Genomic DNA, 22,720 nt, shown 5'->3' on the forward strand with positions numbered 1-22,720 from the left:
CCATGTACGCTATCCAGATATTCGCATTCAAGCGCACCAGTTGCCGCCTGCTGACGCTCGGCATCGCGCTCGCACTTGGCGCTTGCGCGGTCGGCCCGGATTTCCACCGGCCCGCAGCGCCGGCCAGCCAGGATTACGCGCCGAACGGCACGCCTGCGTCTACTGCATCCACCGCAGGACCTGATGGGGGCGCCCAGCAGTTTGTGCGTGGTATGGATATTCCTGGCCAATGGTGGACGCTGTTCCATTCCGAGCCGCTGAATGCGTTGATTGACGACTCGATCAAGCACAACCCTGATGTGGCCGCCGCACAGGAAGCCTTGCGTTCGGCGATGGAGAACGTGCGCGCGCAGCAGGGCCAGTTCTTCCCGCAGGTGACCGCCAGCGTGGATCCCACCCGTCAGAAGACCGGCTCGGTAATCGCCAGCGGCGTGGTATCCAATGCCACGTTGTATAACCTGACCACGGCGCAGTTGAGCGTTTCCTACACACCGGACCTGTGGGGTGCGAATCGCCGTTCCGTGGAGTCGCTGGTGGCGCAAGCCGATGCGCAACGTTTCCAGCTGGAAGCGACCTACCTCACGCTTACCACCAACGTGGTGAACGCGGCAGTGACCGAAGCGGCATTGCGCGCGCAGATCGTCGCCACACAGGACATGATCGACAGTCAGCAGAAGATCCTCGATGCCAATCGCAAGCAGTTGGCACTGGGTGATATGGGCGATGTGGATATTGCCGCACAGGTCGCCACGCTGGAGCAGACGCGCGCCACCTTGCCACCGCTGCAAAAGCAACTTGCGCAACAGCGTGACTTGCTGGCTGTGCTGAGCGGGCGTACGCCGGATCAGGACATACAGGCGAAGTTTGAGTTGGAAGGCCTGCAACTGCCCGAGGATCTGCCGATGAGCCTCCCAGCTCGCTTGGTGGAACAGCGGCCGGATGTGCGCATGGCCGAAGCAAATCTGCATGCGGCCTGCGCGCAAGTCGGCGTGGCCTTTGCGGCACGCTTGCCAAATATCAGTATCTCGGCCAACGGTGGCAGCGCGGCCGATCAGATGCACGATTTGTTCGGTCACGGCACCAGCTTCTGGAATCTTGGTGCTGCAATCACCGCGCCGATTTTCGATGGCGGCACGCTCAAGCATCGTCAGCGCGCGGCCGAGGCTGCCTATCGGCAGGCGGCGGAGCAGTATCGCAGTACGGTGATGTCTGCTTTGCAGAACATGGCCGATTCGCTGCACGCGACGCAATCGGATGCGGATGCCCTGGTTGCCAGTTCGCGTGCCGAACGCGCTGCTGCCCGCAGCCTGGAGATCTCGCAGCGTCAGTACGCCGTGGGTGACATCAGTATGGTGGCCTTGCTCAATGCCCAGGTTACCTACCGGCAAGCTGAGCTGACTTTGATCCAGGCACGCCAGGCTCGTTATGCCGATAGCGTTGCCTTGTTCCAGGCGGTGGGTGGTGGTTGGTGGAATCGCCAGGACGTGGCGGCGTCGACCGGATTCAACGCCTCCAAATGAGTGTGCTTGGCTCCCTCCCTTGCACGGCAGGGGAGGGCTTGGGGCGGGGGTGCACTGCCTAGTGTTGAGGCCAGGGGACCGGTTCGTTGGGTTACGCTATACACATCCAACCCACCCCGTCGCTACGCAAGATGACGGGAGCAACATGTAAGGACACTGAGGGAACGATGATGTACTTGCTTGATCATCCGGCGGCGCTCTTTATAGCGACATGCGTTGTGTTGCTATTGATACACGAAATCGGCTTTCGCCTACGTGCGTTGGCGAAGGATCGTGACGAGAAAGAGTGGGAGAAGCAGGTCCATGAGACGCGTAACCAGATCGCGTTGCTGCTGAGCCTGCTGCTGGGATTTGCCATGACGATGGCCGTCAGCCGCTTCGACGAGCGCAAGAAACTGGTGATCGATGAAGCCAATGCCATTGGCACGGCTTATCTGCGCGCCACCATGCAAGCCGAACCGATTCGAAGTACGACGCCAGCTTTGCTGCGCGAATACGTCGATTCGCGCATCGCCATGTTCGGCAACGATAACGACGAGCACGCGCAGCAAGGCGCAGCCGAGCGTTCGAAGCAAATCCAGGATGAGCTGTGGAGTAGTGTTACCGCTGCTGCGCAGCAAACGCAGACACCCATCGTGGCGATCTATGTTCAGGCCTTGAACGATGTGATCGATCTGGATAGTGAGCGGGTTGCGGCGGTGCTCAATCGCATCCCCATCGACATCTGGGTGTTGCTGGCGCTGCTGTCGAGCTTGACGTCACTGGTGGTGGGTTATGGTCAGCGGCATCGTTCGATGCTCGCTACCTTCGTACCAGTGTTGATGGTCGCCATTGCAGTGAGCCTGATTGCCGACTTGGACACGCCGGCAAGTGGATTTATCCAGGTGAGTCAGCAGAGTTTGCAGAGTCTTAGCGCGGAGCTGCATATGCAGTTGGCTGGTGTGAAAAAACCGGCGCACTAGAGCACTCCTGGCTTGTGTATATCAGTACCGCCTCAGCGTCATCCCGGCCTTCGCCGGAAGGACGCCGAGGCATGGTGCGCGTCACGAATAGAGACAGGTTCGGTACTTCGTCAGCGACTTTGAACCTGCAGCTTGCGCTGACGTCGCCGCCACCACCACACCAGCAACACGACAAGCCCAATGCCGCCTAGCACCCATAGGCTGCTCTGCCCACGGTGCATCCACATCAACAGCCACTCGCGCCGATTTGCGCCGAAGTAACCCAGGTATACCCAGAACGGCACGCTGATCAGCGCCGCGAAACCATCAAGCAGCAGAAACCGCCAGAAGCTGACGCGGTGTGTCGCGCCGGCGGTGATATAGACCGCCGTGCGCATGCCAGGCAGAAAGCGTGCAAAGAACATCAGTCGATTGCCGTAGCGCTCGAATTTCTCCTGCATCTTTGCGTAGCGGCGTGGCGGCATCAGTAACGCAATCGGCTTCCATTGCAACATGTGTTCGCCGTAATGATGCCCAAGCAGGAACATGGCCGCGTCGCCGATCAGAACGCCTACCATGGTTACGGCAGCCATCGTGTGCACATTGGCGTAGCCGAGTCCGGCGATGACGCCGCCGGCGACGAGAGTGATGTCTTCCGGTAGCGGGATGCCCGCACCGCACAGCAGCAGGGCAATAAACACCGCTGCGTAGCCGTTCTCCGCGAACACCGTGATCAGGCGTTCAAGTAAATCCATGAGCCTTCCTTGTCATTAAACGCATTATGAGTGGCATCCTTTACAGATGACTCAATTGAGGGGAAATGCGGATGGCAAGCAGATCGCGCAGCTCCGCTTTTTCCTCTTCAGTCAGATGGCTTCGTTCCTTGGCCATCAATTCGGCTTTACGTTGAGTGAGCGCTTCGCGCTCCATTTTCGCCAGCGCATCGAAGAATTCCGTGCGCTGGACTTCCGGCTCGCCCACGATGGTGGCGGCCATCAGCTTTTGCAGTGAAGCGTATTCGGCGCGCTCGGCAAAGTGTTCGACCAGCATCGCCGGGTTGATGCCGGGGCGTGAGCGTGCCGTATCCAGCAACTCGGCCAGCAGTTCGACGCCCGGCTTCTGCAGGCGAAGAAAGCTGTAGGGCTTTTCGACCAGATCGGCAATGCCCGGTTGTGCCAGCAGCAGGGAAATGGCGCTGCGCACCAGCGAGCGCTGCACGGCGACCGGCCGCTGCACAGGACGCCGTGCGACGGGATCGGGTTCCAGTACGGCGCGTGCGCCGCTGCGTTTCTCCAACTCCTGCGCCATCAGATCGCGAAACGCGCCATCGGGGAGGCGGGCGATCAGCGGACGAGCGCGTTCGGCCAGGCGTGCGCGTCCGTCGATACTGCCCGTGTCGACATCGTGTGAGAGCTCGCCGAAAAAGTATTCCGACAAGGGCGTTGCCTCGCGTAGGCGCTTTTCGAAACCTTCCTTACTTTCCTTGCGCACCAGCGTGTCCGGATCTTCGCCTTCGGGCAGGAACAGGAAATAGGCCTGGCGCCCATCGCGCAGGCGGGGCAGGGCCGATTCCAGCGCTTTCCATGCTGCAGCGCGGCCGGCGCGGTCGCCGTCGAAACAGAACACGACATCCGGTGCGGCGCGGAACAGCACTTCAGTGTGTTCGGGTGTGGTCGCCGTGCCCAGTGTGGCTACCGCAATCGGCAGGCCGGCCTGATGCAGCGCGATCACGTCCATATAGCCTTCCACCACCACGATGCGCGCGAGGTTGCTGTTGGCTTGCTTAACCTGCCACAGCGCGAATAGTTCGCGCCCTTTGTGGAAGAGTGGCGTTTCGGGTGAGTTGAGGTATTTCGGACCTTGCTCCGATTGCAGTACACGCCCGCCGAAGGCAATGACGCGTCCGCGCCGATCGAGGATCGGAAACATCAACCGCTCACGGAAGCGATCGTATTTGTTGCCACGCTCGTTGCTGGCGACCATGCCGGCTTCGGTCAGCAACTGCATGCGACGTTCGCTGGTGCCGAGGCTGCGGATCACGCCGTCGAAACCGGCCGGTGCCCAGCCGATGCGGAAGCGCGCGATGGTATCGGCATCCAGGCCACGCTTGAGGCAGTAGGCCTTGGCTTCCACGCTTTTGGGCAGCTCACCTTCGTACCAGTGAGTAGCTGCATCGAGCATGGCGTAGAGGTCGGTTTTGTCCTCGCGTGGCGCGTTGTCGCGTGCGCCTTCGTAAGGCACCTTCAGCCCGACCGACTGTGCCAGTTCCTCAACAGCGTCCGGAAATTCCAGCCGCTCGTAATCCATCAGGAACTTGATCGCACTGCCATGCGCGCCGCAGCCGAAGCAATGAAAGAACTGCTTGGCCGGAGTGACGTAGAACGATGGGGTGCGTTCGTTGTGGAACGGGCAGCAGGCCGTCCACTCGCGTCCGGCTTTCTTCAACGGCACGCGTCGCTCGATCACGTCGACGATGTCGACGCGAGCAAGCAGTTCATCGATAAAGGTGTCAGGGATGCGGCCGCGCATGATCCGGTTAGTCTAGCCGGACAGCGGCATGAATCGAGTTTCCTGCGGCCGATATCGGACAGGCGCTACAAGATATGGATCAGCCCGATAACGGCGAGGATCACCAGCAGGAAGATCACCACGAAAATGGCGAATAGCACTTTGGCGATGGTGGCGGTGACGCCGGAGAGTGTGCCGAAACCCATCCAGCCGGAGATCAGCGAGACCAGGCCGAAGATGATGGCCCATTTGATCAGGTGCATGTGTTTTCCCGTTAACCACGGCGCGGATGCGTCGCGCCTAGCCTATCCAAACGGGAGGGCGGTGAACATGGCGTCCCGTTGCGGTGACGCCATGCAGGTTCCGTCGGCGGATCAGCCGCCGAGCTTGACCTTGATGAGAGCCGAGACCTGGCCCATGTCGGCGCGGCCGGCCACCTTGCCTTTCACCACGCCAACCACCTTGCCCATATCGCGCGCGCTGCTGGCGCCCGTCTCGGCGATAGCAGCCTCGATCAGGGCCTCGACTTCGGCGTCGGTGAGCTTGGCTGGCATGTAGGCTTCGATGACGACCATTTCGGCGCGTTCGACGTCCGCCAGATCCTCACGGCCGGCAGCGGCGTACTGGGTGACCGAATCCTTGCGCTGCTTGAGCATCTTTTCCAGCACGGCCAGGATCTGGGCGTCATCCAGCTGAATGCGCTCGTCCACCTCGCGCTGCTTGACGGCCGCCAGGATCAGGCGGATTACGCCCAGACGATCCTTGTCGCCGCCGCGCATGGCGGTCTTCATGTCGTCGGTGAGCTGTTGCTTGAGGCTCATGGGGAAACTCCTCCGGACCTTCGGAAAGCACAAAGCCGACGTTGCAGGGCAACGTCGGCCAGTGCAGGTACCTGCTGACTGGAGCGGCTGCGGGTGAACGCGCCCGGCTGCCAGCCCTTGAGAACCGTTCGGCGCGAGGCGCGCTCGAACCTGAGATCCGCCCAGGGCGGACCCGACTCAGTACAGGCGGGTCTTGCGGGAAACGTCGCGCGACAGACGGCGCAGGTGACGCTTCACGGCAGCAGCGCGCTTGCGCTTGCGCTCCTGGGTCGGCTTCTCGTAGAACTCGCGCTTGCGGGTCTCGGCGAGCACGCCGGCCTTTTCACAGGTGCGCTTGAAGCGACGCAGGGCGAGTTCGAACGGCTCGTTCTCGCGGACTTTTACGCTGGGCATGGAAACTCCGGAAAGGTAAACGGACCCGTTGAACCGGGCGAGCCGCAAAGTATAGCCTCAGACGTGGGGAAATTTCAAAGACTGGGAAGCCCGAAACGGGCGCCTCGGCGCATAGGGTATCGCGCAGTGGGGCTGTATCGGCAAAAATGAGCGTCTGCTACCGAAATCGGTGCGTCTCGATATGCCCTCTGTTTCCCGTTTCCTATCCTCCGTTCCCCGCCCCATCCTGGGCATCGAAACGTCCTGCGACGAGACAGGCGTCGCCCTGCTGCGCTGGGAACCACAGGCGCCGGGGCAGGGGCTGCTGGCGCACGCGCTGTACACCCAGATCAAGCTGCATGCGGATTACGGCGGCGTGGTACCGGAGCTGGCCAGCCGCGACCACGTGCGCAAGCTGTTGCCGCTGGTGCGCGAAGCGCTGTCCCAGGCCGGGCTGACACCGGCCGACCTCGGCGGGGTGGCCTATACCGCCGGTCCCGGCTTGGTGGGTGCCTTGCTGGTCGGTGCCGCCACGGGGCGGGCGATGGCCTGGGCGCTTGGGGTGCCTGCGATCGGCGTGCACCACATGGAAGGGCACCTGCTGGCCCCGCTGCTGGAAGACGATCCGCCGGAACCGCCCTTCGTGGCGCTGCTGGTGTCGGGTGGTCATTCGATGCTGGTGCAAGTAGAGGCCGTGGGCCGCTACCGCATCCTGGGCGACACCCTGGACGATGCCGCCGGCGAAGCCTTTGACAAGACCGCCAAGTTGATGGGCCTGCCTTATCCCGGCGGTCCCGCACTGGCTGCGCTGGCAGGGCAAGGTCGGCCGGGCGCGTTCCGTTTCTCACGGCCGATGACCGATCGCCCCGGCCTCGATTTCAGTTTTTCGGGACTGAAGACCCAGGTGCTGCTCGCTTGGCAGCAATCCGATCAAAGCGAACAGACACGTGCTGACATTGCGCGCGCGTTCGAAGAAGCCATCGTCGACACGCTGTTGATCAAATGCCGCCGAGCCCTGCAAGAAACGGGTGCGAAGCGACTGGTGATTGCAGGGGGCGTTGGTGCCAATCGCCGGCTGCGGGAAGAGCTGGCGGCAGCGGGCGTCAAAGATGGTTTCAAAACGTATTTCCCCCGGCTGCAGTTCTGCACTGACAACGGTGCGATGATCGCACTGGCTGGCGCCATCCGGCTTGCCCACGGTCAGCATCAGGACGAATCGGTGCAGGTGTTTCCCCGCTGGGACCTGCAAACGCTGCCGCCCGCCGCTTGATCGCATCACGGAACATTGCACGCATGGATATTGTTTTCATCGAAGACCTGCGCATCGACGCGGTGATCGGCATCTATGACTGGGAACGGCGCGTGCGCCAGACGCTTTCGCTGGATATCGAAATGGCGTTCGACAACACCGTGCCCGCCGCAAGCGATGACATCGCGCATACGCTCAATTACAAGGATGTATCGAAGCGGCTGATTGCCTACGTCGGCGAATCGCACTTCGGTCTGGTGGAGACGCTGGCCGAAGGCTGCGCCAGGATCATCCGCGAGGAATTCGGCGTGGCGTGGGTGCGCTTGAAGCTTTCCAAGCCCGGTGCCGTTCGCGGCGCCAAGGCAGTGGGTGTTCGTATCGAACGTGGGACTCGGCCCGACTGATGCCACGCGTCTATCTCAGCCTTGGCTCCAACCAGGAGTCGCACCGTTATTTGCGCGTGGCGCTGGATGAATTGCGTGCGCGCTTCGGCAAACTCGATATCTCGCCCGCGTATCGCAGCGCTGCGGTCGGTTTTGATGGCCCCGACTTCATCAATCTTGCCGTGGGCATGGATACCGATCTTTCGCCACCTGCCCTCAACGACTGGCTGCATGCGCTGGAAGATCGCCACGGCCGCCGTCGAGACGTACCTCGTTATGCGGATCGCACACTCGATGTGGATATCGTCCTTTATGACGATCTGGTGACCCAGGGCCCCGGGCATCTGGATATCCCGCGTAAGGAATTGAAGCACGCGTTCGTGCTCAAGCCGATGGTGGATATTGCACCGGAGCTACGGCATCCCGTGAATGGCCACTCGATGGCCGAGCTGTGGGCGGCGTTCCCGGTGGAAAGCGAGCCCTTGTCCGTAGAGCCGTTATAGGTGTCAGGCCGGCGCAGGTGTTGCGCCGCGCCCGCCGTGTGTTCAAGCTAGGGACAGGCAGGATCACAGGGGAGGGCTTGGAATGGCCGGTAAATTTGCACGTAGTTGGGCGTTGTTGAATGCGAGCGCGGATGTCTTGCGTTCGGACAAATCACTGCTGATGTTTCCATTGTTTTCGGGTATCTGCACCTTGCTGGTTGCGGCAACGTTTCTGACGCCGGTGGCTGTGGAGATTCTCGCTGACGAGCGGATACGGTCTTACGGCGTTGCGCATCACGTTTCGCCGCTGCATTACGTCTTTCTGTTCCTGTTTTATCTGGCGCAGTACACCGTCATCATCTTTTTCAACACAGCGTTGGCAGCGGTCGCGACGGCGCGGCTGCGTGGCGATGAGGCCACGGTGAAGGATGGTCTGGCGGTGGCGAGATCGCGCTTCGGCGCCATTCTTGGTTATGCGGTGATTGCCGCTACGGTAGGTATGCTGTTGCGTGCTTTGCAGGAGCGGTTGGGTTTTATCGGCCGTATCGTGGTCGGCATGATCGGCCTGGCCTGGACCGTGGCGACTTTTCTGGTCGTGCCAGTGCTGGCGAATGAAGAAGTAGGGCCGCTGGATGCGGTTCAACGCAGCGTGGATATGCTCAAGCGCACCTGGGGTGAAAACCTGATCGGCAATGCGGGCATTGGTCTGGCCTTCGGCGTGATTACGTTCGTTGCGATACTGGTGTCGGTGGTGCTGGTCGTCCTCGCCGTCGCCTCGCAGTCACTGCCGTTGATCGTGGCGATGGTGGCCATCGTGCTGATCGGTTTGGCGTTGCTCGGCATGATCCAGTCTTCGCTGCAAGGCGTGTACGCGGTGGCCCTTTATCGTTATGTGGATGAGGGCGAAGCGGGTGCCGGTTTCGATCAGGCAGCGTTGGAGCAAGCCTTTCGCAGCAAGTGATGAGTTCTTGCCGGCGCGCAGCGTCGGCGACTCAGTGAAAGTCACTCGGCCCCGGCGAAAGTCGGGGCCGAGTCTCAAGTTTCTCCAGATTTTTCGCTCGTCATCCCAGTGAAAGCCGGGATCTAGCGTCTTTGTTACATCGAAGTCACTGGATCCCAGCTTTCGCTGAGATGACGGTAAGGCGACATACGCATGCCCGGCTAGATGGACACAGAGCGGCCGCCATCTACGCGAATGATCTGCCCCGTGATAAAGGACGCATCGCGTAGCAGCCAGAGCACGGCGCCGGCAACGTCTTCCGGCGTACCGTCGCGGCCGAGTGGCGTGCGTGCCCGCATCGCTTGCTGATCGTCGTAAGGCTTACCCTCGCTGGGCCACATCACGGCACCCGGCGCGACGCCGTTGACGCGCACCTCGGGAGCCAGGTCGAGCGCCAAGGTGCGTGTCATGGCGGCGAGTGCGCCTTTGGCCATCACGTAGATCGGATGATCGGCAATGGCGCGTTCGGCGTAGATGTCCACGATATTGACGATCGCACCGTGTGCCGCGCGCAGCGCAGGTAATGCTGCTTGCGAGAGAAAGAACGGCGCCTGGGCGTTGGATGCGAACAGCTCGTCCCATTGCGCCGATGTGGCTGTACCGATGGGTGTGGCATAAAACGCCGAGGCATTGTTGACCAAGGCGTCGAGGCGTCCGTACTGCGACAGCGTATCCTCGACCAGCCGTGGCAACGCATGCGTGTCTGCCAGTTCGGCCTGCACGACGAGCACGCTTCCCGCTCGCTGTGCGGACAGTTCATCCGCCAATGCAGTGGCTTCACTCAGCGAGCGCCGGCAATGCAAGGCCAAGTCGTAACCGGCGGCATGTAAGGTGCGCGCGATCACTGCGCCGACGCGCTTGGCGCCACCGGTAATCAGGGCAACCGGACGCGGATGGAATGAACTCATGCGGCAGTTCCTGCAAAGTGACGGCAACGGCGCGCAGCTTGCCGCAAACGCTGCACGTCGTCACGTGAAACAGATTCAGTGCGGGCGCGTAGCGGGAACCTCTTGCGCGGTAGCCTGGATAGGCGTGTCATGATCTTCGGCCGTGCCGATTTCACTCTTCAGCATCGCTATGGTGGTGGCTGCAACCTGGCGCGTGTCGTAGTAGGCATAACCGCCAACGCCGATCGCGCCGATCACTGGCATCCAGCGTGACAGACCTTCGCCCAGCGCGCGTTGTGTGACCTTCACGCCAATCTGTTTGGCAACACGCTCGATCACGCTGTAGGACACGCGTCGGAAAATCAGTCGATCGCCGAGGCGTACCACCAGATCGCGAAACGCTTGCGCAGATGTGTGGCGGAACAGGCACCACAGCATCTGCTCGCGCCCAAGTTCGGCATGTCTGCCATAAGCCGCGGCGATGTCGCTGACCAGCTGTGCCTGGATTTTCCAGATCGAAATCAGCTCCGGCAGAATGGTCAGCCAGCCCAGCGGTCCCGGCGGCAACGCCAACGTGCCTGCGGTGATGGCGGCGCGTTGTGCAGCTCGCTTTGCCAGCCGTTTTGCTTCCGCTTCCGGATCGTCCTTGCTGTGCACCTTGCTGTCCGGGATGTGACTGATGAAGTCGAGGATCGCCCGGGTGACCCGGTTGCTGGCGTCGTCCTGGCCGATGACGGCAGGCAGGTTGGCGCCGGTTGGCACTGTCTGGTTGGGCTCGGTCATGCCTCGCTCCATGCTGATTCGTCTGCCGATCATAGGCCGGCAAGGTGTCGGGCTGATGAGGGCGGCATGAATCCGGGAATCGGCCCGCCTGAGCCGCCGATCACGGCGGGCATGACTTCTGGGAGGGGCGCGCGGATGTGAGGGAAATGTTATAACATTTCGGTCTTCGGCTCCGGCCGAACCACTAAATAACGATAACCCGGTACCCGTGCATGAAACTGTCTCCGCTTGCCCTTGGGCTCAGCATCGCCCTGTATGCCGCTGTTGGCTCTGCCGCAACCCCGACGATCGCTCCCGTCCCGGCGGATACGACCTCCACCACGGCTCCGGCCACTGCACCCACCCAGCAACCGGCCAACAGCAATACGGACGACTCGACGTCTGACGATGACTCGCAGGCCTCGCGCAACCGGCGCGCCAAGGAAGCCAAGCAGCTTGGGACGGTAAGTGTGACCGCAGCGCTCGATCAGGCCCGCAACAGCCTTTCGCCGGATACGGGCAGCAGCGAGTACGTCATCACGGCACAGGACATCCAGGCTTTGCCGCTGGGCGCTTCCACGCCGATGAACCAGCTGCTGCTGCAGGCGCCAGGCGTGGCGCAGGATTCCTATGGCCAGGTGCATGTGCGTGGTAATCACGCCAACCTGGAATATCGCATTGATGGCGTGATGATCCCCGAGTCGATCTCCGGTTTCGGTCAGACGCTGGATCCGCGCGTGATCCAGAGCGTATCGCTGCTCGACGGCTCCTTGCCCGCGCAGTACGGCGAGCGCACTGCGGCCGTGGTCAACATGACCACCAAGAGCGGCGCCGACCTTGAGAACGGCGGCAGTGTCGGCATTACCGGTGGTTCGTTCGGTACGGTCAATCCTTATGCGTCGTTCTGGGGCCACTCCGGCAACTGGAGCTATTTCTTCACTGCCAACTACCTGGAAAACAACGTCGGCATCGAAAACCCGACTGCGAGCCGCGATCCGATCCACGACCATACCAACCAGGTCAAGACGTTTGGCGATGTGTCGTATCTGATCAACAGCGATATGCGCCTGACCCTGATGTTCGGTACCACCGACAACCGCTTTCAGCTTCCCAATAATCCGGGCTTGAGCCCGCAGTTCGGCTATCTGGATATCACCAACTTCAACTCCGCGGATTTGAACGAGCGCCAGGACGAACAGACGCGTTTCGGTGCGTTGGCATTGCAAGGCAAGTTCGGTGACACGGCGTATCAGGTGTCGGTGGGGCAGCGTTACAGTGGCTTGCAGTATTACCCCGATGAAATTGGCGACCTGATGTTCAATGGCGTCGCCGGCCAGATCAACCAGGGCGACCGCGCCAGCACCCTGCAAGCCGACTTCTCGATGCCGTGGGCCACCGACCACACCTTGCGCTATGGCTTGTACGGCGAGTTTGATCGCTCGTACACCAACAACTATTCGGAAACCTTCCCGGCGATTGATGGCCAGCAGAGCAGCACCACGCCGATCAGCGTCTTCACAGGCGATCGCATCCTGGCCAAGACGATGGCGGCCTACGTCCAGGATGAGTGGCAGATCAGCGACGCTTGGACCGTCAATTACGGCCTGCGTGGTGATCGCTACGAGGCATTTCGCGAAGAAAGCCAGCTCAGTCCGCGCGTGGGCGTGGTCTGGCAGGCCACCGACAGCACCACGGTGCACGCCGGCTATTCGCGCTACTTCACGCCGCCGCAGACCGAGCTGATTTCCACGGAAAACATCGAAGCGTTTGCCAACACCACCAACGCGGTGAAGAACTACGGCAACAACACGCCGCTGGCCGAGCGCTCCAACTATTACGACCTTGGTGTCTCGCAGAACATCGGTGACCACTGGACCATTGGCCTCGATAACTACTACGAGCAGGCGAGTCGCCTGCAGGACGAAGGTCAGTTCGGCACAGCGCTGATCTATTCCACCTTCAACTACAAGTACGGCAAAGTTCGCGGCAACGAATTGACCCTTACCTACAAGAACGGTCCGTGGTCTGGCTATTTCAACTTCGCCTTCAACCGCGCGATGGGCAAGGAAGTGATTACCAGCCAGTACAACTTCCCGCCGGAGCAGTTGGCTTATATCGCTGACAACTGGATCCATCTGGACCACGATCAGAAATACACTTCATCCGGTGGCCTGGACTACGCCATTACCAGCAACACCAAGGTGGGCGCCGATTATTTGTTCGGCACCGGCCTGCGCGAAGATGGTTTGACGCCGAACGGCGTATCGCTGCCCGATTACTTCCAGCTCAATCTCAGCGTCTCGCACGATTTCAACTTCGACAGCTTTGGCGATCTGCATACCAAGCTCGCGTTGATCAATGCGCTTGACCGGACCTTCGAGTTGCGCAGTGGCACGGGCGTGGGCGTGGGTGCGCCGCAGTTCGGGCCGCGTCGCGGCGTGTATCTGACGTTGGAAAAGGATTTCTGAGTAGCTTGAGACCGACACCCTCTCCCCAAAGGCGAGAGGGTGTTGATGCGCGAGCTGACGATCAGTTCGCGGTGGCCGCAGGTACGCCAGCGTCGTGGCGCAAGGCCAACCCCTTCAAAATGTTCAACGCCTGCGACAACGCATAGTCACTGGTCGCCAGCTTGGCGTTTTCCGCGCTGCCATCATTGTTGATGCTGCCGCCGGAGGTGGAGGCTTCGTTGGCCAGGTGATGCGGCAGATCTGCTTCGGAACTGATCGGTTCCTGGGAGTCATCCACCTTCGCGACGGTCAGATCGGCCAGCGCGATATCCGGCTTGATGCCTTCGGCCTGGATCGAGGTGCCATTCGGGGTGTAGTAGCGCGCTGTGGTCAGTTTCACCGCGTGATCGGCATCCAGTGGCAGCACGGTCTGCACCACGCCTTTGCCGAAGGTGCGACGGCCGACGATCAAGGCGCGGTGGTTGTCCTTGAGTGCACCGGAAACGATCTCTGCCGCAGATGCGGTGCCGTTATCGGCCAGCAGCACCATCGGTGCGCCGTTCAGCAGGTCCCCGCCCGCGTGGGCGGTGAAGGTGAGATTGGAATCGGGCAGGCGGCCGCGCGTAGTGACGATGGTGCCGGAGTTAAGGAAGTCGTTGCTCACGCCCACCGCCGCGGTCAGCAAGCCGCCGGGGTTGGAGCGCAGGTCAAGGACGGCGCCTTTTTGCGATCCGTTCTTCTTGATCAGGTCGCCCAGCTTTTTTTCCAGATCGCTGGTGGTGTCATCCTGGAACTGGCTGATGCGGATATAGGCGTAGCCGGGCTCCAGTTCGCGCACCTTGACGCTGGTCATGGAGATACGTTCGCGGGTCATGGTCAGGGTGACCGGCTGATCGGCTTTTTCGTGCAGGATGCCAAGGGTGATCTTGGTGCCCGGATCGCCGCGCAGGGCGTCGAACATATCGTCGATGTTGTCGGTGGTGACAGCCTTGCCATTCACTGCGGTGATGACATCGCCCGGCTTGATGCCAGCGCGTGAGGCGGGGGTATCGTCGATCGGGGAGACGATGCGCAGCAGGCCATTGTCTTCCATCACCTCGATACCCAGGCCGCCGTACTGGCCGGTGGTGTCTTCGTTGAGTTCCTGCAGGCCGTCCTTGTCGAGGTAGGCACTATGCGGGTCCAGGCCTGACAGCATGCCCTTGATCGCATCGTTCATCAGGGTTTTGTTGTCCACCTTTTCCACATAGGCCTGGCGGATGATCTGGTACACGTGCGCAAAGTTGCGCACATCATCCAGGTCGACCTGATCCGACGCTGCAGCGCTGCTGGACGCTTTGGCCGGGCTGTCGCTGTCGGCGGTTGCTGCTGCGTCTGTGCCGTTGTCGGGCGCTGTTTGCGCATGCAGTAACGGTGCCGCCAACAGCAGGGCGAGCAGGCAATGGCGGGGGAAATGCATGGTGCAAACTCCACAGGAAATGATGTGACGGCGACGTTTGGACCATTCGGCGCCGTCTGAATTCAATGCTCAAAGAATACGCCGATCTCGGTTGCCGGAGTGTTGTCCAGAAGGTGGGGAGATGAGAACCCGGGCTGCAAGTTCACCGATTTCCCGGTGAACAGCCGGCGCGGCCTGCGTCCGGATTGCACGTTTCTTTAACGTCGCTGGCTCAGCCAGCTGCGCGGATCGACCGGCTGGCCATTGTGGCGAAGTTCGAAATAGACCCCGTTGCTGTCACTGGTAGACAGCATCGCGGTGCCCAGTGCCTCGCCGGCCGCCACGTCGTCGCCCACGCCGTGCAACAAGGTTTCATTGTTGCCGTACATGCTGAGCCAGCCGTTGCCGTGACTGAGGATGATCAGCTGACCATAGCCGCGCATGAAGTGCGCGTAGACCACCCGCCCGCTGGCCACGGCATGCACTTCGCTGCCGCGTGGGGAAGCGATCAGCACGCCATTGCCGAAGGTATGCACCGGGCCGACGGCCGGCCATGGCAGATTTCCGCGGATATTGGCCAGCGCCTTGCTCGGGCCGCCGCTGGGGACGGTTGGGTTGGCGCGCGCCCTGCGCTCCGCTTCGCGTGCGGCCTCATCGATGGCTTTCTGCAATTTGACCAGCAGATCATCGAGCGATTGCTCGTTCTGCTTCATCGCCGCAAGTTTCTGTGCCTGGTTCTTGTACTGCGCGTCGATCTGGCTGGCCATCTGCTGCTGCGACTTGCGCTGCTGCTCCAGCGTGCTGGCCTGCTGGGCACGCTGCGCACGTGTCGCCTGCAGGGCTTGCTGCTCGGCGGTGATCTGGGTTTCCAGGTCCTGCAGCTTGGTCAGCTGGGTCATCAGATCCTGTACTTTCTGTACGCGATCCTGCTGGAAATATTTGGAGTAGGCGAGCGAGCGGGCGATACGGGCAATGTCTTCGTCGCCGAGCAGCAGTCGCATGTCCGAGCCCTGGCCGATGGCGTAGGTGGCGCGCAGCAGATCAGCGATGGCCGCGCGTTGGCTGTCCAGACTCTGGCTCAATGTATTTCGTTGCGTTTGCAACTGATCCAGTTCTTGTTGTTTGGCGGCGATCTGCGTATCGGTATCGCGCACGGCCTTCGCTGCACTGGCGACCGCATCGGACTGTTTGGCCAGCGTGGCGTTGGCGCTGTCGCGGCGGGCCGCTGTGTCGGCCTGTTCCTTGGTCAGGGCCTGCATTTTCGCCTGCAGGTCGGTGAGCTGCTGCTTGGCCTCGGCTTGCTGGGTTTCGGCTTTGTTGTCCTGTGCCGCCTGGACGGGTGTGAATACGTTGGCGGAAAGGGTGACCGCACAGGCGATCAGGGGAGCCAGGAGTGGGCGGAAGGTGCGGGAATGTGTCGGCATAGGCGGATTATTGCAGGGATACTCGCGTCTGTGAGGCCCGTCCAAGACAGGCCGGATGTCGATTGGCTTCTTCCGCCGAGGAGGCACAGATGGCGCTCTGGCGCGGCTTCGCGAAGATCGGCACAAGAGTGGTCTGTTAGCGCGTGCGCTAACGATTTACTTCGAATTTTCATTTGGACGTCTAGAAGGCTTTGACGCGACGCACAAGTTGTGCGTAAAGTCGAGGTGCAAGCCTCACCGCATCCGCTTGCCGTTCACGGAACGGCAGGCGTTTTGCGCCCCTGCGAGCCTTGAGGATGGGGTAGGGCATCCTTCGCCAAAGAGGAAACAAGTTATGCCGGTTGAGCCGCGTTTGTACGACGCCAGCTTCGAACACGATAGCTGCGGCTTCGGTCTGGTCGCCCAGATTGATGGCCGTGCCAGCAAATGGGTGGTCGATACGGCGTTTGCGGCACTGGCCAAACTTTCCCACCGCGGCGGCGTGAATGCCGATGGCATCAGCGGCGACGGCTGCGGTGTGCTGATCCATCATCCCCAGGCATGGTTGCGTGCGCTCGCGGTGGAAGCAGGTATTGCCCTGAGCGAACGCTTTGCGGCGGGGCTGGTTTTCCTCGATACGTCAGGCGAGGACGCAGCCCGGGTGCTGGAGCAGCACATCGCTGCGGAAGGCCTGCGCGTTGCCGGCTGGCGCGATGTGGCGGTGAATCCGGACGCCTGCGGGCCGCTGGCGGCGGCAGCCAGGCCACATGTCCGGCAGATCTTCGTCAACGCCGCAGGCGATATGGACGATGCCGCCTTCGATCGTGCGCTGTTCCGTGCACGCCGCCGCGCCGAGACAGCGCTGAGCGACGATCCTCAGTTCTATGTGGTGTCGCTGTCGGCACAGGTGATCGGCTACAAAGCGATGGCCGCACCGGGGCATCTGCGCAATGTATTCGACGATCTGCATCACCCGGCGCTCGTTGCCGATGCCGTGGTGTTCCACCAGCGCTTCTCCACCAACACCACGCCGCAATGGCGTCTGGCGCAACCGTTCCGCCTGCTGGCGCACAACGGCGAAATCAACACTATCCGCGCCAACCGCCGCTGGATGCAGACGCGTGCGGAAATCTGGCGCTCGCAGCTGGTGGAGCTGGGAGATATCGGTCCGTTCGTACGCCAGACCGGTTCGGATTCCGAGAGCCTCGACAACGCGTTGGAATTGCTGCTGGCCGGCGGTCTGGACTTGATTGCCGCCATGCGCGTGCTGGTGCCACCGGCTTTCGCCGCGCGGGAAGGCATCGACGAAGACCTGGCAGCGTTCTACGAGTACTACGCGCTGCACATGGAGCCGTGGGACGGTCCGGCTGGGCTGGTCATGTGTGATGGCCGTTATGCCGCCTGCACGCTGGACCGCAACGGTCTTCGTCCCGCGCGCTGGGCGTTGTCCGATGACAACCATCTGATCGTGGCGTCCGAAGCCGGTCTATGGGATGTGCCCAGTGCACGGGTGATCGCCAAGGGTCGCCTCGCGCCCGGCGAAATGATCGCCGTCGACTTTGCGACGCATCGCTTGCTGCGCGATGCCGATATCGACCAGATCAACCGCAAGCGCGCACCGTATCGCGACTGGTTGCGTGCGGGTGTCAGCTATCTCGAATCCGATCTGATCGATCCGTCGCTGGCTGCCGAACCACTGCCAGCGGACGAATTGCGCTGTTACCAGAAGCTCTATGGCCTTTCGCGTGAAGAACGCGAGACCGTGCTGAAAGTGATCGCCGAGCTGGAAGCTGAAGCCACCGGCTCAATGGGCGACGACACACCCATCGCGGCGATGTCACGCCAGGTGCGTCCGCTATTCGACCGTTTCCGTCAGGCGTTCGCCCAGGTTACCAATCCGCCGATCGATCCACTGCGCGAAAAGCTGGTGATGTCGCTGGTGACTCAGATCGGGCCCGAAGGCAACGTGTTCGAGCTGAAGCCGGAGAACGCGCAGCAGATCCTGATCAATTCGCCGATTCTTTCGCAGCGCAAGCTGCGCCAGTTGCTGGCGATGCCGCAGTACCGGGACGCGCAGCGTTTCGATCTGATGTATGCAGCCGAAGAAGGGCTTGAAGCGGCACTGCGCCGCCTGTGCCGTGAAGTCGCGCAGACGGTGCGCGATGGCTGCTCGCTGGTGTTCATCAGCGACCGTTATCCGCAGCGCGATCGCCTGCCGATTCAATCTCTGCTCGCCACGGGCGCGATCCACGCCTACCTGATCGATCAGGGACTGCGCTGTCAGTGCAACATTGTTGTGGAGACCGCCGCGCCGCGCGATCCGCACCAGTTCGCTTGCCTGATCGGTTTCGGTGCGACGGCCATCTACCCATGGCTCGCGTACCAAAGTCTGTTCGAGCTAGGCCGCGAAGGCCATATCGAAGGCGACCGGCAGGAGATCGGCCGCAGCTACCGGCGCGGCATCCGCAAAGGCCTGCTGAAGATTCTTTCCAAGATGGGCATTTCCACCGTCGCGGGGTATCGCGGCGCGCAGCTGTTCGAGATCGTCGGCCTGGCGCCTGAAGTGGTGGAATTGTGCTTCCCGGGAACACCATCGCGCATCGGCGGCGCAGGTTTTGCCGAACTGGAACACGAACAGCGTCTGCTGGCGGCCGAGGCCTGGAACGAAGCGTTGCCCCTGCGCGCCGGTGGTCTCTATAAATACGTGCACGGCGGCGAGTACCACATGTACAACCCCGACGTGATCGCCAGCCTGCAAAAGGCGGTGCGTACCGGCAATGCCGCCGATTATCGCGTCTACGCCGACTTCGTCGATCGGCGCCCGTCATCCGCGCTGCGCGATCTGCTGGGTGTGAAGCCCGCCGCCGAATCGCTTTCGCTGGAGGCGGTCGAGCCGGTCGAATCCATTCTCAAGCGCTTCGATTCCGCGGGCATGTCGCTCGGTGCGTTGTCGCCCGAGGCGCACGAAGCGCTCGCGATTGCGATGAATCGTCTCGGCGCGCGCAGCAATTCCGGCGAAGGTGGCGAAGATCCCGCGCGTTACGGCACCGAGCGCGCGTCGAAGATCAAGCAGGTGGCGTCAGGGCGCTTCGGCGTCACGCCGGCTTATCTGGTCAACGCCGAAGTACTGCAGATCAAGATTGCGCAGGGCGCAAAGCCGGGCGAGGGCGGTCAGCTGCCGGGCCACAAGGTGGATAGCACCATTGCACGCCTGCGTTACGCCAAACCGGGTATCGGCCTGATTTCGCCGCCGCCGCATCACGATATCTATTCCATCGAAGACCTGGCCGAACTGATTCACGACCTGAAGGAAGTGAATCCCGACGCGTTGGTGTCGGTAAAACTGGTTTCCCATGCGGGCGTCGGCACGGTCGCGGCGGGTGTGGTGAAGGCTGGTGCGGATCTGATCACCGTCAGTGGTCATGATGGCGGCACGGGTGCGAGCCCACTTACCTCGATCAAGTATGCGGGCACACCGTGGGAACTGGGCTTGGCGGAAACACAGCAGACCTTGCGCCGTAACGACCTGCGCGGCCGCGTGCGCCTGCAGACCGACGGTGGTTTGAAAACCGGCCTGGATGTGATCAAGGCTGCGCTGCTTGGCGCGGAAAGCTTCGGCTTCGGCACCGGGCCGATGGTGGCGCTGGGCTGCAAGTACCTGCGCATCTGCCATTTGAACAACTGCGCCACGGGTGTAGCGACTCAGCATCCGGTGTTGCGCAAGGATCACTTCATCGGCTTGCCCGAGATGGTGATGAACTACTTCACCTTCGTCGCGCAGGATGTGCGCCAGCATCTGGCGCAACTCGGTGTAAGCAGTCTGGGCGAGATCGTCGGACGCACCGACCTGCTAGAGCAGCTCGAAGGCGGAACGCCGGTGCAGCACAAGCTGGACCTGACGCCGCTGATCGATGGCACGGGCCTGAGTGCCAGCAGCGATGTGGCATGCACATTGGCGCGCAATCCGATGCGTGACGAGGCCGAACTCGCATCGCGCATTGCCACGGATACCTTGTTCGCCGTAGCAAATAAGGCAGGTGGCAGCTTCAGCTATCCCATCGTCAATACCGATCGCGCCATCGGTGCGCGATTGTCTGGTGAGGTAGCGCGCCGTCATGGTGATCACGGCATGGATGTGCACCCGATCGAGCTGAAACTGGAAGGCGCGGCAGGCCAGAGCCTTGGCGCATGGAATGCCGGCGGCGTGCATATCGAATTGATTGGCGAGGCCAACGACGGCGTCGGCAAAGGCATGGCCGGTGGCCGCATCGTGGTGCGTCCGCCTGCGGATGCACCGTATGCCAGCCAGGATGCCGCGATCATCGGCAACACCTGCCTGTATGGCGCCACCGATGGCGAGCTGTACGCAGCGGGCCGTGCGGGCGAACGCTTCGCCGTGCGCAATTCCGGTGCACTGGCCGTGGTGGAAGGCGCGGGTGATCACTGCTGTGAATACATGACCGGTGGCGTGGTCGCCGTGCTCGGCAAGGTCGGCTTGAATTTCGGTGCTGGCATGACCGGTGGCTTTGCCTACGTGCTCGATCTGGAGCGCGATTTCGTCGACTGCTACAACCACGAACTGGTCGACATCCTGCGTATCTCACCCGAGGGGATGGAAAATTACATGCAGCATCTGCGCCGACTCGTGACGCGTCATGTTGAATTGACCGGCAGCGATTGGGGGCGGCAGATCCTGCGTGATTTCCGCGGGCTGCAATACAAATTCTGGTTAGTGAAACCGAAAGCCGCGAACCTTGCTGTGCTGGCCGAAGAACTGCGGAGAGCAGCATGAGCGCAAAGCTTTTTCAATTCCTCGATGTCCCCCGACAGCCGCCGCGCACCGTCCCGGTGGCGGTGCGCGTGCTGGGTTACGGAGAAATCGGCGGCGACTTTGCATCGCCACAGGCCGCTACGCAGGCGGAACGCTGCATCGATTGCGGCAATCCGTATTGTGAACACGCCTGCCCGGTCCACAACTACATTCCCAACTGGCTGAAGCTGGTGCAGCAAGGGCGCATTCTCGAAGCGGCCACCTTGATGCACGAAACCAATCCGCTGCCGGAAATCTGCGGCCGCGTGTGCCCTCAGGATCGCCTTTGCGAAGGTGCCTGCACCTTGGAGCAGACCGAGTTTGGTTCGGTCACCATTGGCAGCATCGAGCGTTGGGTGACGGATGAAGCCTTGCGACAAGGTTGGCGTCCGGATCTTTCCAAAGTGCGCGAAACCGGACATCGCGTCGCCGTGATCGGCGCGGGTCCGGCGGGTCTTGCGTGTGCAGATCGTTTGCGCCGTGCGGGCATCGCTGTCGATGTCTACGATCGCCAGCGTGACATCGGTGGCCTGCTCACGTTTGGTATTCCGCCTTTCAAGCTCGACAAGGGCGTAGTGAGTACGCGGCGCGCAGTGCTCGAAGACATGGGTGTGCGTTTCCTGCTTGAGAAGGACGTCGGTCGCGACGTCGAATTTGGCACGTTGTTGGACGATTACGATGCCGTCTTTATCGGCACCGGTGCTTACACTTTCGTCGATGGCCAGCTGCCCGGACGCGAGTTGCAGGGCGTGCATGATGCCTTGCCATTCCTGATCGCCAATACGGAGCGTTTGCTGCGTGATGAACCCGCTTCCGTATTCGATTTTCGCGACAAGCATGTGGTGGTGCTGGGCGGTGGCGATACCGGCATGGATTGCAATCGCACCGCGATCCGTCTTGGTGCTGCATCGGTGACGTGCGTCTATCGTCGTGATGAAGCGAGCATGCCGGGCTCGGCACGCGAAGTGAATTACAGCCGCGAAGAAGGCGTCACGTTCCTGTTCCACCGTCAGCCCGTTGCGATTCTCGATAACGGACACGGCCAGGTGCGTGGCGTGCGTGTCGTTGAAACGCGTCTGGTCGACAGCGGTGATGGACGTTCGCGTCCGCAAAACGTGCCTGGCACCGAGTCGGAAGTGGTTGCCGATGTGGTGATTCAATCCTTCGGTTTTCTTCCCAGTCCGCCGAGTTGGCTTGCTGCGCATGGCGTCGAATTGTCGCCGTCCGGCAAGGTGATCACCGGCGCCAACGGACGCTTGCCGCAGCAGACCAGCCACCCCCGGATTTTTGCCGGTGGCGACAATGTCCGCGGTGCCGATCTGGTGGTCCGGGCGGTCTATGACGGTCGTGAAGCAGGGGACAGCATTGCCGCTTTGCTGGCGCAAAAGTCAGCGCTTGGAGTTGCTTCGGCAGGTTAAGCCGTCGTCACATGTATTTCGCAATAAATTACGAATCTATTACACGCCGGTAATATCTGTTACTGGCCTTTTTTTATAAAGACTTTTTTTATCAGCTAAGTAGCGGCGTTATTATCAAGTAAGATCTTATAAATCGATTACGTAATATATTACGTTTTGTTAAGGGCTTGTCGAATTAGTTCGGGGTGTGGAACACTCCGGCGGTGTCCCCACACACCCAACGCCCCATTCCCCCCCGGATTCCCTCGTTGGGTTAATCGAAAAATTAGTTGTCCCTTG

At 61.4% G+C, this 22,720-nt stretch carries 18 protein-coding genes; 9 read left to right on the plus strand and 9 right to left on the minus strand.

Annotation, left to right across the window (positions count from 1 at the left end):
• The first annotated feature begins 2 nt into the window (after positions 1 to 2).
• Complete coding sequence (locus ISN74_RS01325) at positions 3 to 1,520, plus strand: efflux transporter outer membrane subunit (RefSeq protein ID WP_188796637.1); 1,518 nt, start codon at positions 3 to 5, stop codon at positions 1,518 to 1,520.
• Between the two features lie 167 nt (positions 1,521 to 1,687).
• Complete coding sequence (locus tag ISN74_RS01330) at positions 1,688 to 2,482, plus strand: bestrophin-like domain (protein WP_188796639.1); 795 nt, start codon at positions 1,688 to 1,690, stop codon at positions 2,480 to 2,482.
• Between the two features lie 110 nt (positions 2,483 to 2,592).
• On the opposite strand, the gene ISN74_RS01335 is transcribed toward ISN74_RS01330, so the two are convergent.
• The 5 genes from ISN74_RS01335 to rpsU all read right to left on the minus strand — a co-directional run bounded on the left by ISN74_RS01335 (position 2,593) and on the right by rpsU (position 6,183).
• A complete protein-coding gene (locus tag ISN74_RS01335; RefSeq protein ID WP_188796642.1) occupies positions 2,593 to 3,216 on the minus strand; it encodes a DedA family protein in 624 nt (207 codons plus the stop codon).
• Positions 3,217 to 3,256: 40 nt separating this feature from the next.
• Entirely contained in the window at positions 3,257 to 4,990 is a 1,734-nt protein-coding gene (gene dnaG, locus ISN74_RS01340; RefSeq protein ID WP_188796643.1) for a DNA primase, read from the minus strand.
• A 65-nt stretch (positions 4,991 to 5,055) separates the two neighbouring features.
• Positions 5,056 to 5,226, minus strand: coding sequence for a DUF1328 domain-containing protein (locus ISN74_RS01345; protein ID WP_188799441.1), 171 nt, complete (start codon positions 5,224 to 5,226; stop codon positions 5,056 to 5,058).
• Between the two features lie 117 nt (positions 5,227 to 5,343).
• Positions 5,344 to 5,790, minus strand: coding sequence for a GatB/YqeY domain-containing protein (locus ISN74_RS01350; RefSeq protein ID WP_188796645.1), 447 nt, complete (start codon positions 5,788 to 5,790; stop codon positions 5,344 to 5,346).
• Positions 5,791 to 5,967: 177 nt separating this feature from the next.
• Positions 5,968 to 6,183: a 30S ribosomal protein S21 gene (gene rpsU, locus ISN74_RS01355; protein WP_115477777.1), complete on the minus strand. Its 216-nt coding sequence runs from the start codon at positions 6,181 to 6,183 to the stop codon at positions 5,968 to 5,970.
• A 181-nt stretch (positions 6,184 to 6,364) separates the two neighbouring features.
• Between rpsU and tsaD the strand changes: the two genes are divergently transcribed.
• From tsaD to ISN74_RS01375, 4 genes are all read left to right on the plus strand, one after another.
• Positions 6,365 to 7,432: a tRNA (adenosine(37)-N6)-threonylcarbamoyltransferase complex transferase subunit TsaD gene (tsaD, locus tag ISN74_RS01360; protein WP_188796647.1), complete on the plus strand. Its 1,068-nt coding sequence runs from the start codon at positions 6,365 to 6,367 to the stop codon at positions 7,430 to 7,432.
• A gap of 23 nt (positions 7,433 to 7,455) precedes the next feature.
• Positions 7,456 to 7,815: a dihydroneopterin aldolase gene (gene folB / locus ISN74_RS01365; protein WP_188796649.1), complete on the plus strand. Its 360-nt coding sequence runs from the start codon at positions 7,456 to 7,458 to the stop codon at positions 7,813 to 7,815.
• Positions 7,815 to 8,297, plus strand: a complete 483-nt coding sequence (folK, locus tag ISN74_RS01370) for a 2-amino-4-hydroxy-6-hydroxymethyldihydropteridine diphosphokinase (RefSeq protein WP_188796651.1) — start codon at positions 7,815 to 7,817, stop codon at positions 8,295 to 8,297. Before folB ends, folK begins: the two co-directional genes overlap by 1 nt.
• An 82-nt stretch (positions 8,298 to 8,379) precedes the next feature.
• The gene (locus ISN74_RS01375) at positions 8,380 to 9,237 is read left to right on the plus strand and encodes a DUF6159 family protein (protein ID WP_188796653.1); all 858 of its coding nucleotides are present in this window, start codon (positions 8,380 to 8,382) and stop codon (positions 9,235 to 9,237) included.
• A gap of 200 nt (positions 9,238 to 9,437) precedes the next feature.
• On the opposite strand, the gene ISN74_RS01380 is transcribed toward ISN74_RS01375, so the two are convergent.
• Together ISN74_RS01380 and ISN74_RS01385 are read right to left on the minus strand one after the other, a co-directional pair.
• Complete coding sequence (locus ISN74_RS01380) at positions 9,438 to 10,184, minus strand: pteridine reductase (protein WP_188796655.1); 747 nt, start codon at positions 10,182 to 10,184, stop codon at positions 9,438 to 9,440.
• Between the two features lie 75 nt (positions 10,185 to 10,259).
• Positions 10,260 to 10,946, minus strand: coding sequence for a hypothetical protein (locus ISN74_RS01385; RefSeq protein ID WP_188796657.1), 687 nt, complete (start codon positions 10,944 to 10,946; stop codon positions 10,260 to 10,262).
• Between the two features lie 212 nt (positions 10,947 to 11,158).
• Here ISN74_RS01385 and ISN74_RS01390 point away from each other — a divergent pair, with 212 nt between their 5' ends.
• Positions 11,159 to 13,393, plus strand: coding sequence for a TonB-dependent receptor (locus ISN74_RS01390; protein WP_188796659.1), 2,235 nt, complete (start codon positions 11,159 to 11,161; stop codon positions 13,391 to 13,393).
• Between the two features lie 61 nt (positions 13,394 to 13,454).
• Here the strand turns inward: ISN74_RS01390 and ISN74_RS01395 are convergent, their stop codons facing one another.
• Positions 13,455 to 14,831 carry a S41 family peptidase gene (locus tag ISN74_RS01395; RefSeq protein ID WP_188796661.1) on the minus strand — a complete coding sequence of 459 codons (1,377 nt, stop codon included), beginning with the start codon at positions 14,829 to 14,831 and terminating at the stop codon, positions 13,455 to 13,457.
• A gap of 197 nt (positions 14,832 to 15,028) precedes the next feature.
• The gene (locus ISN74_RS01400; RefSeq protein WP_188796663.1) at positions 15,029 to 16,234 is read right to left on the minus strand and encodes a murein hydrolase activator EnvC family protein; all 1,206 of its coding nucleotides are present in this window, start codon (positions 16,232 to 16,234) and stop codon (positions 15,029 to 15,031) included.
• 334 nt (positions 16,235 to 16,568) lie between these two features.
• Between ISN74_RS01400 and gltB the strand changes: the two genes are divergently transcribed.
• Both gltB and ISN74_RS01410 read left to right on the plus strand, forming a co-directional pair.
• Positions 16,569 to 21,005, plus strand: coding sequence for a glutamate synthase large subunit (gltB, locus tag ISN74_RS01405; RefSeq protein ID WP_188796665.1), 4,437 nt, complete (start codon positions 16,569 to 16,571; stop codon positions 21,003 to 21,005).
• Positions 21,002 to 22,441 carry an FAD-dependent oxidoreductase gene (locus ISN74_RS01410; RefSeq protein ID WP_188796667.1) on the plus strand — a complete coding sequence of 480 codons (1,440 nt, stop codon included), beginning with the start codon at positions 21,002 to 21,004 and terminating at the stop codon, positions 22,439 to 22,441. The genes gltB and ISN74_RS01410 overlap by 4 nt, the downstream gene beginning before the upstream one ends.
• The last annotated feature ends 279 nt before the right edge of the window (positions 22,442 to 22,720 follow it).

The organism is Dyella caseinilytica (assembly GCF_016865235.1).
Classification (GTDB): domain Bacteria; phylum Pseudomonadota; class Gammaproteobacteria; order Xanthomonadales; family Rhodanobacteraceae; genus Dyella_B; species Dyella_B caseinilytica.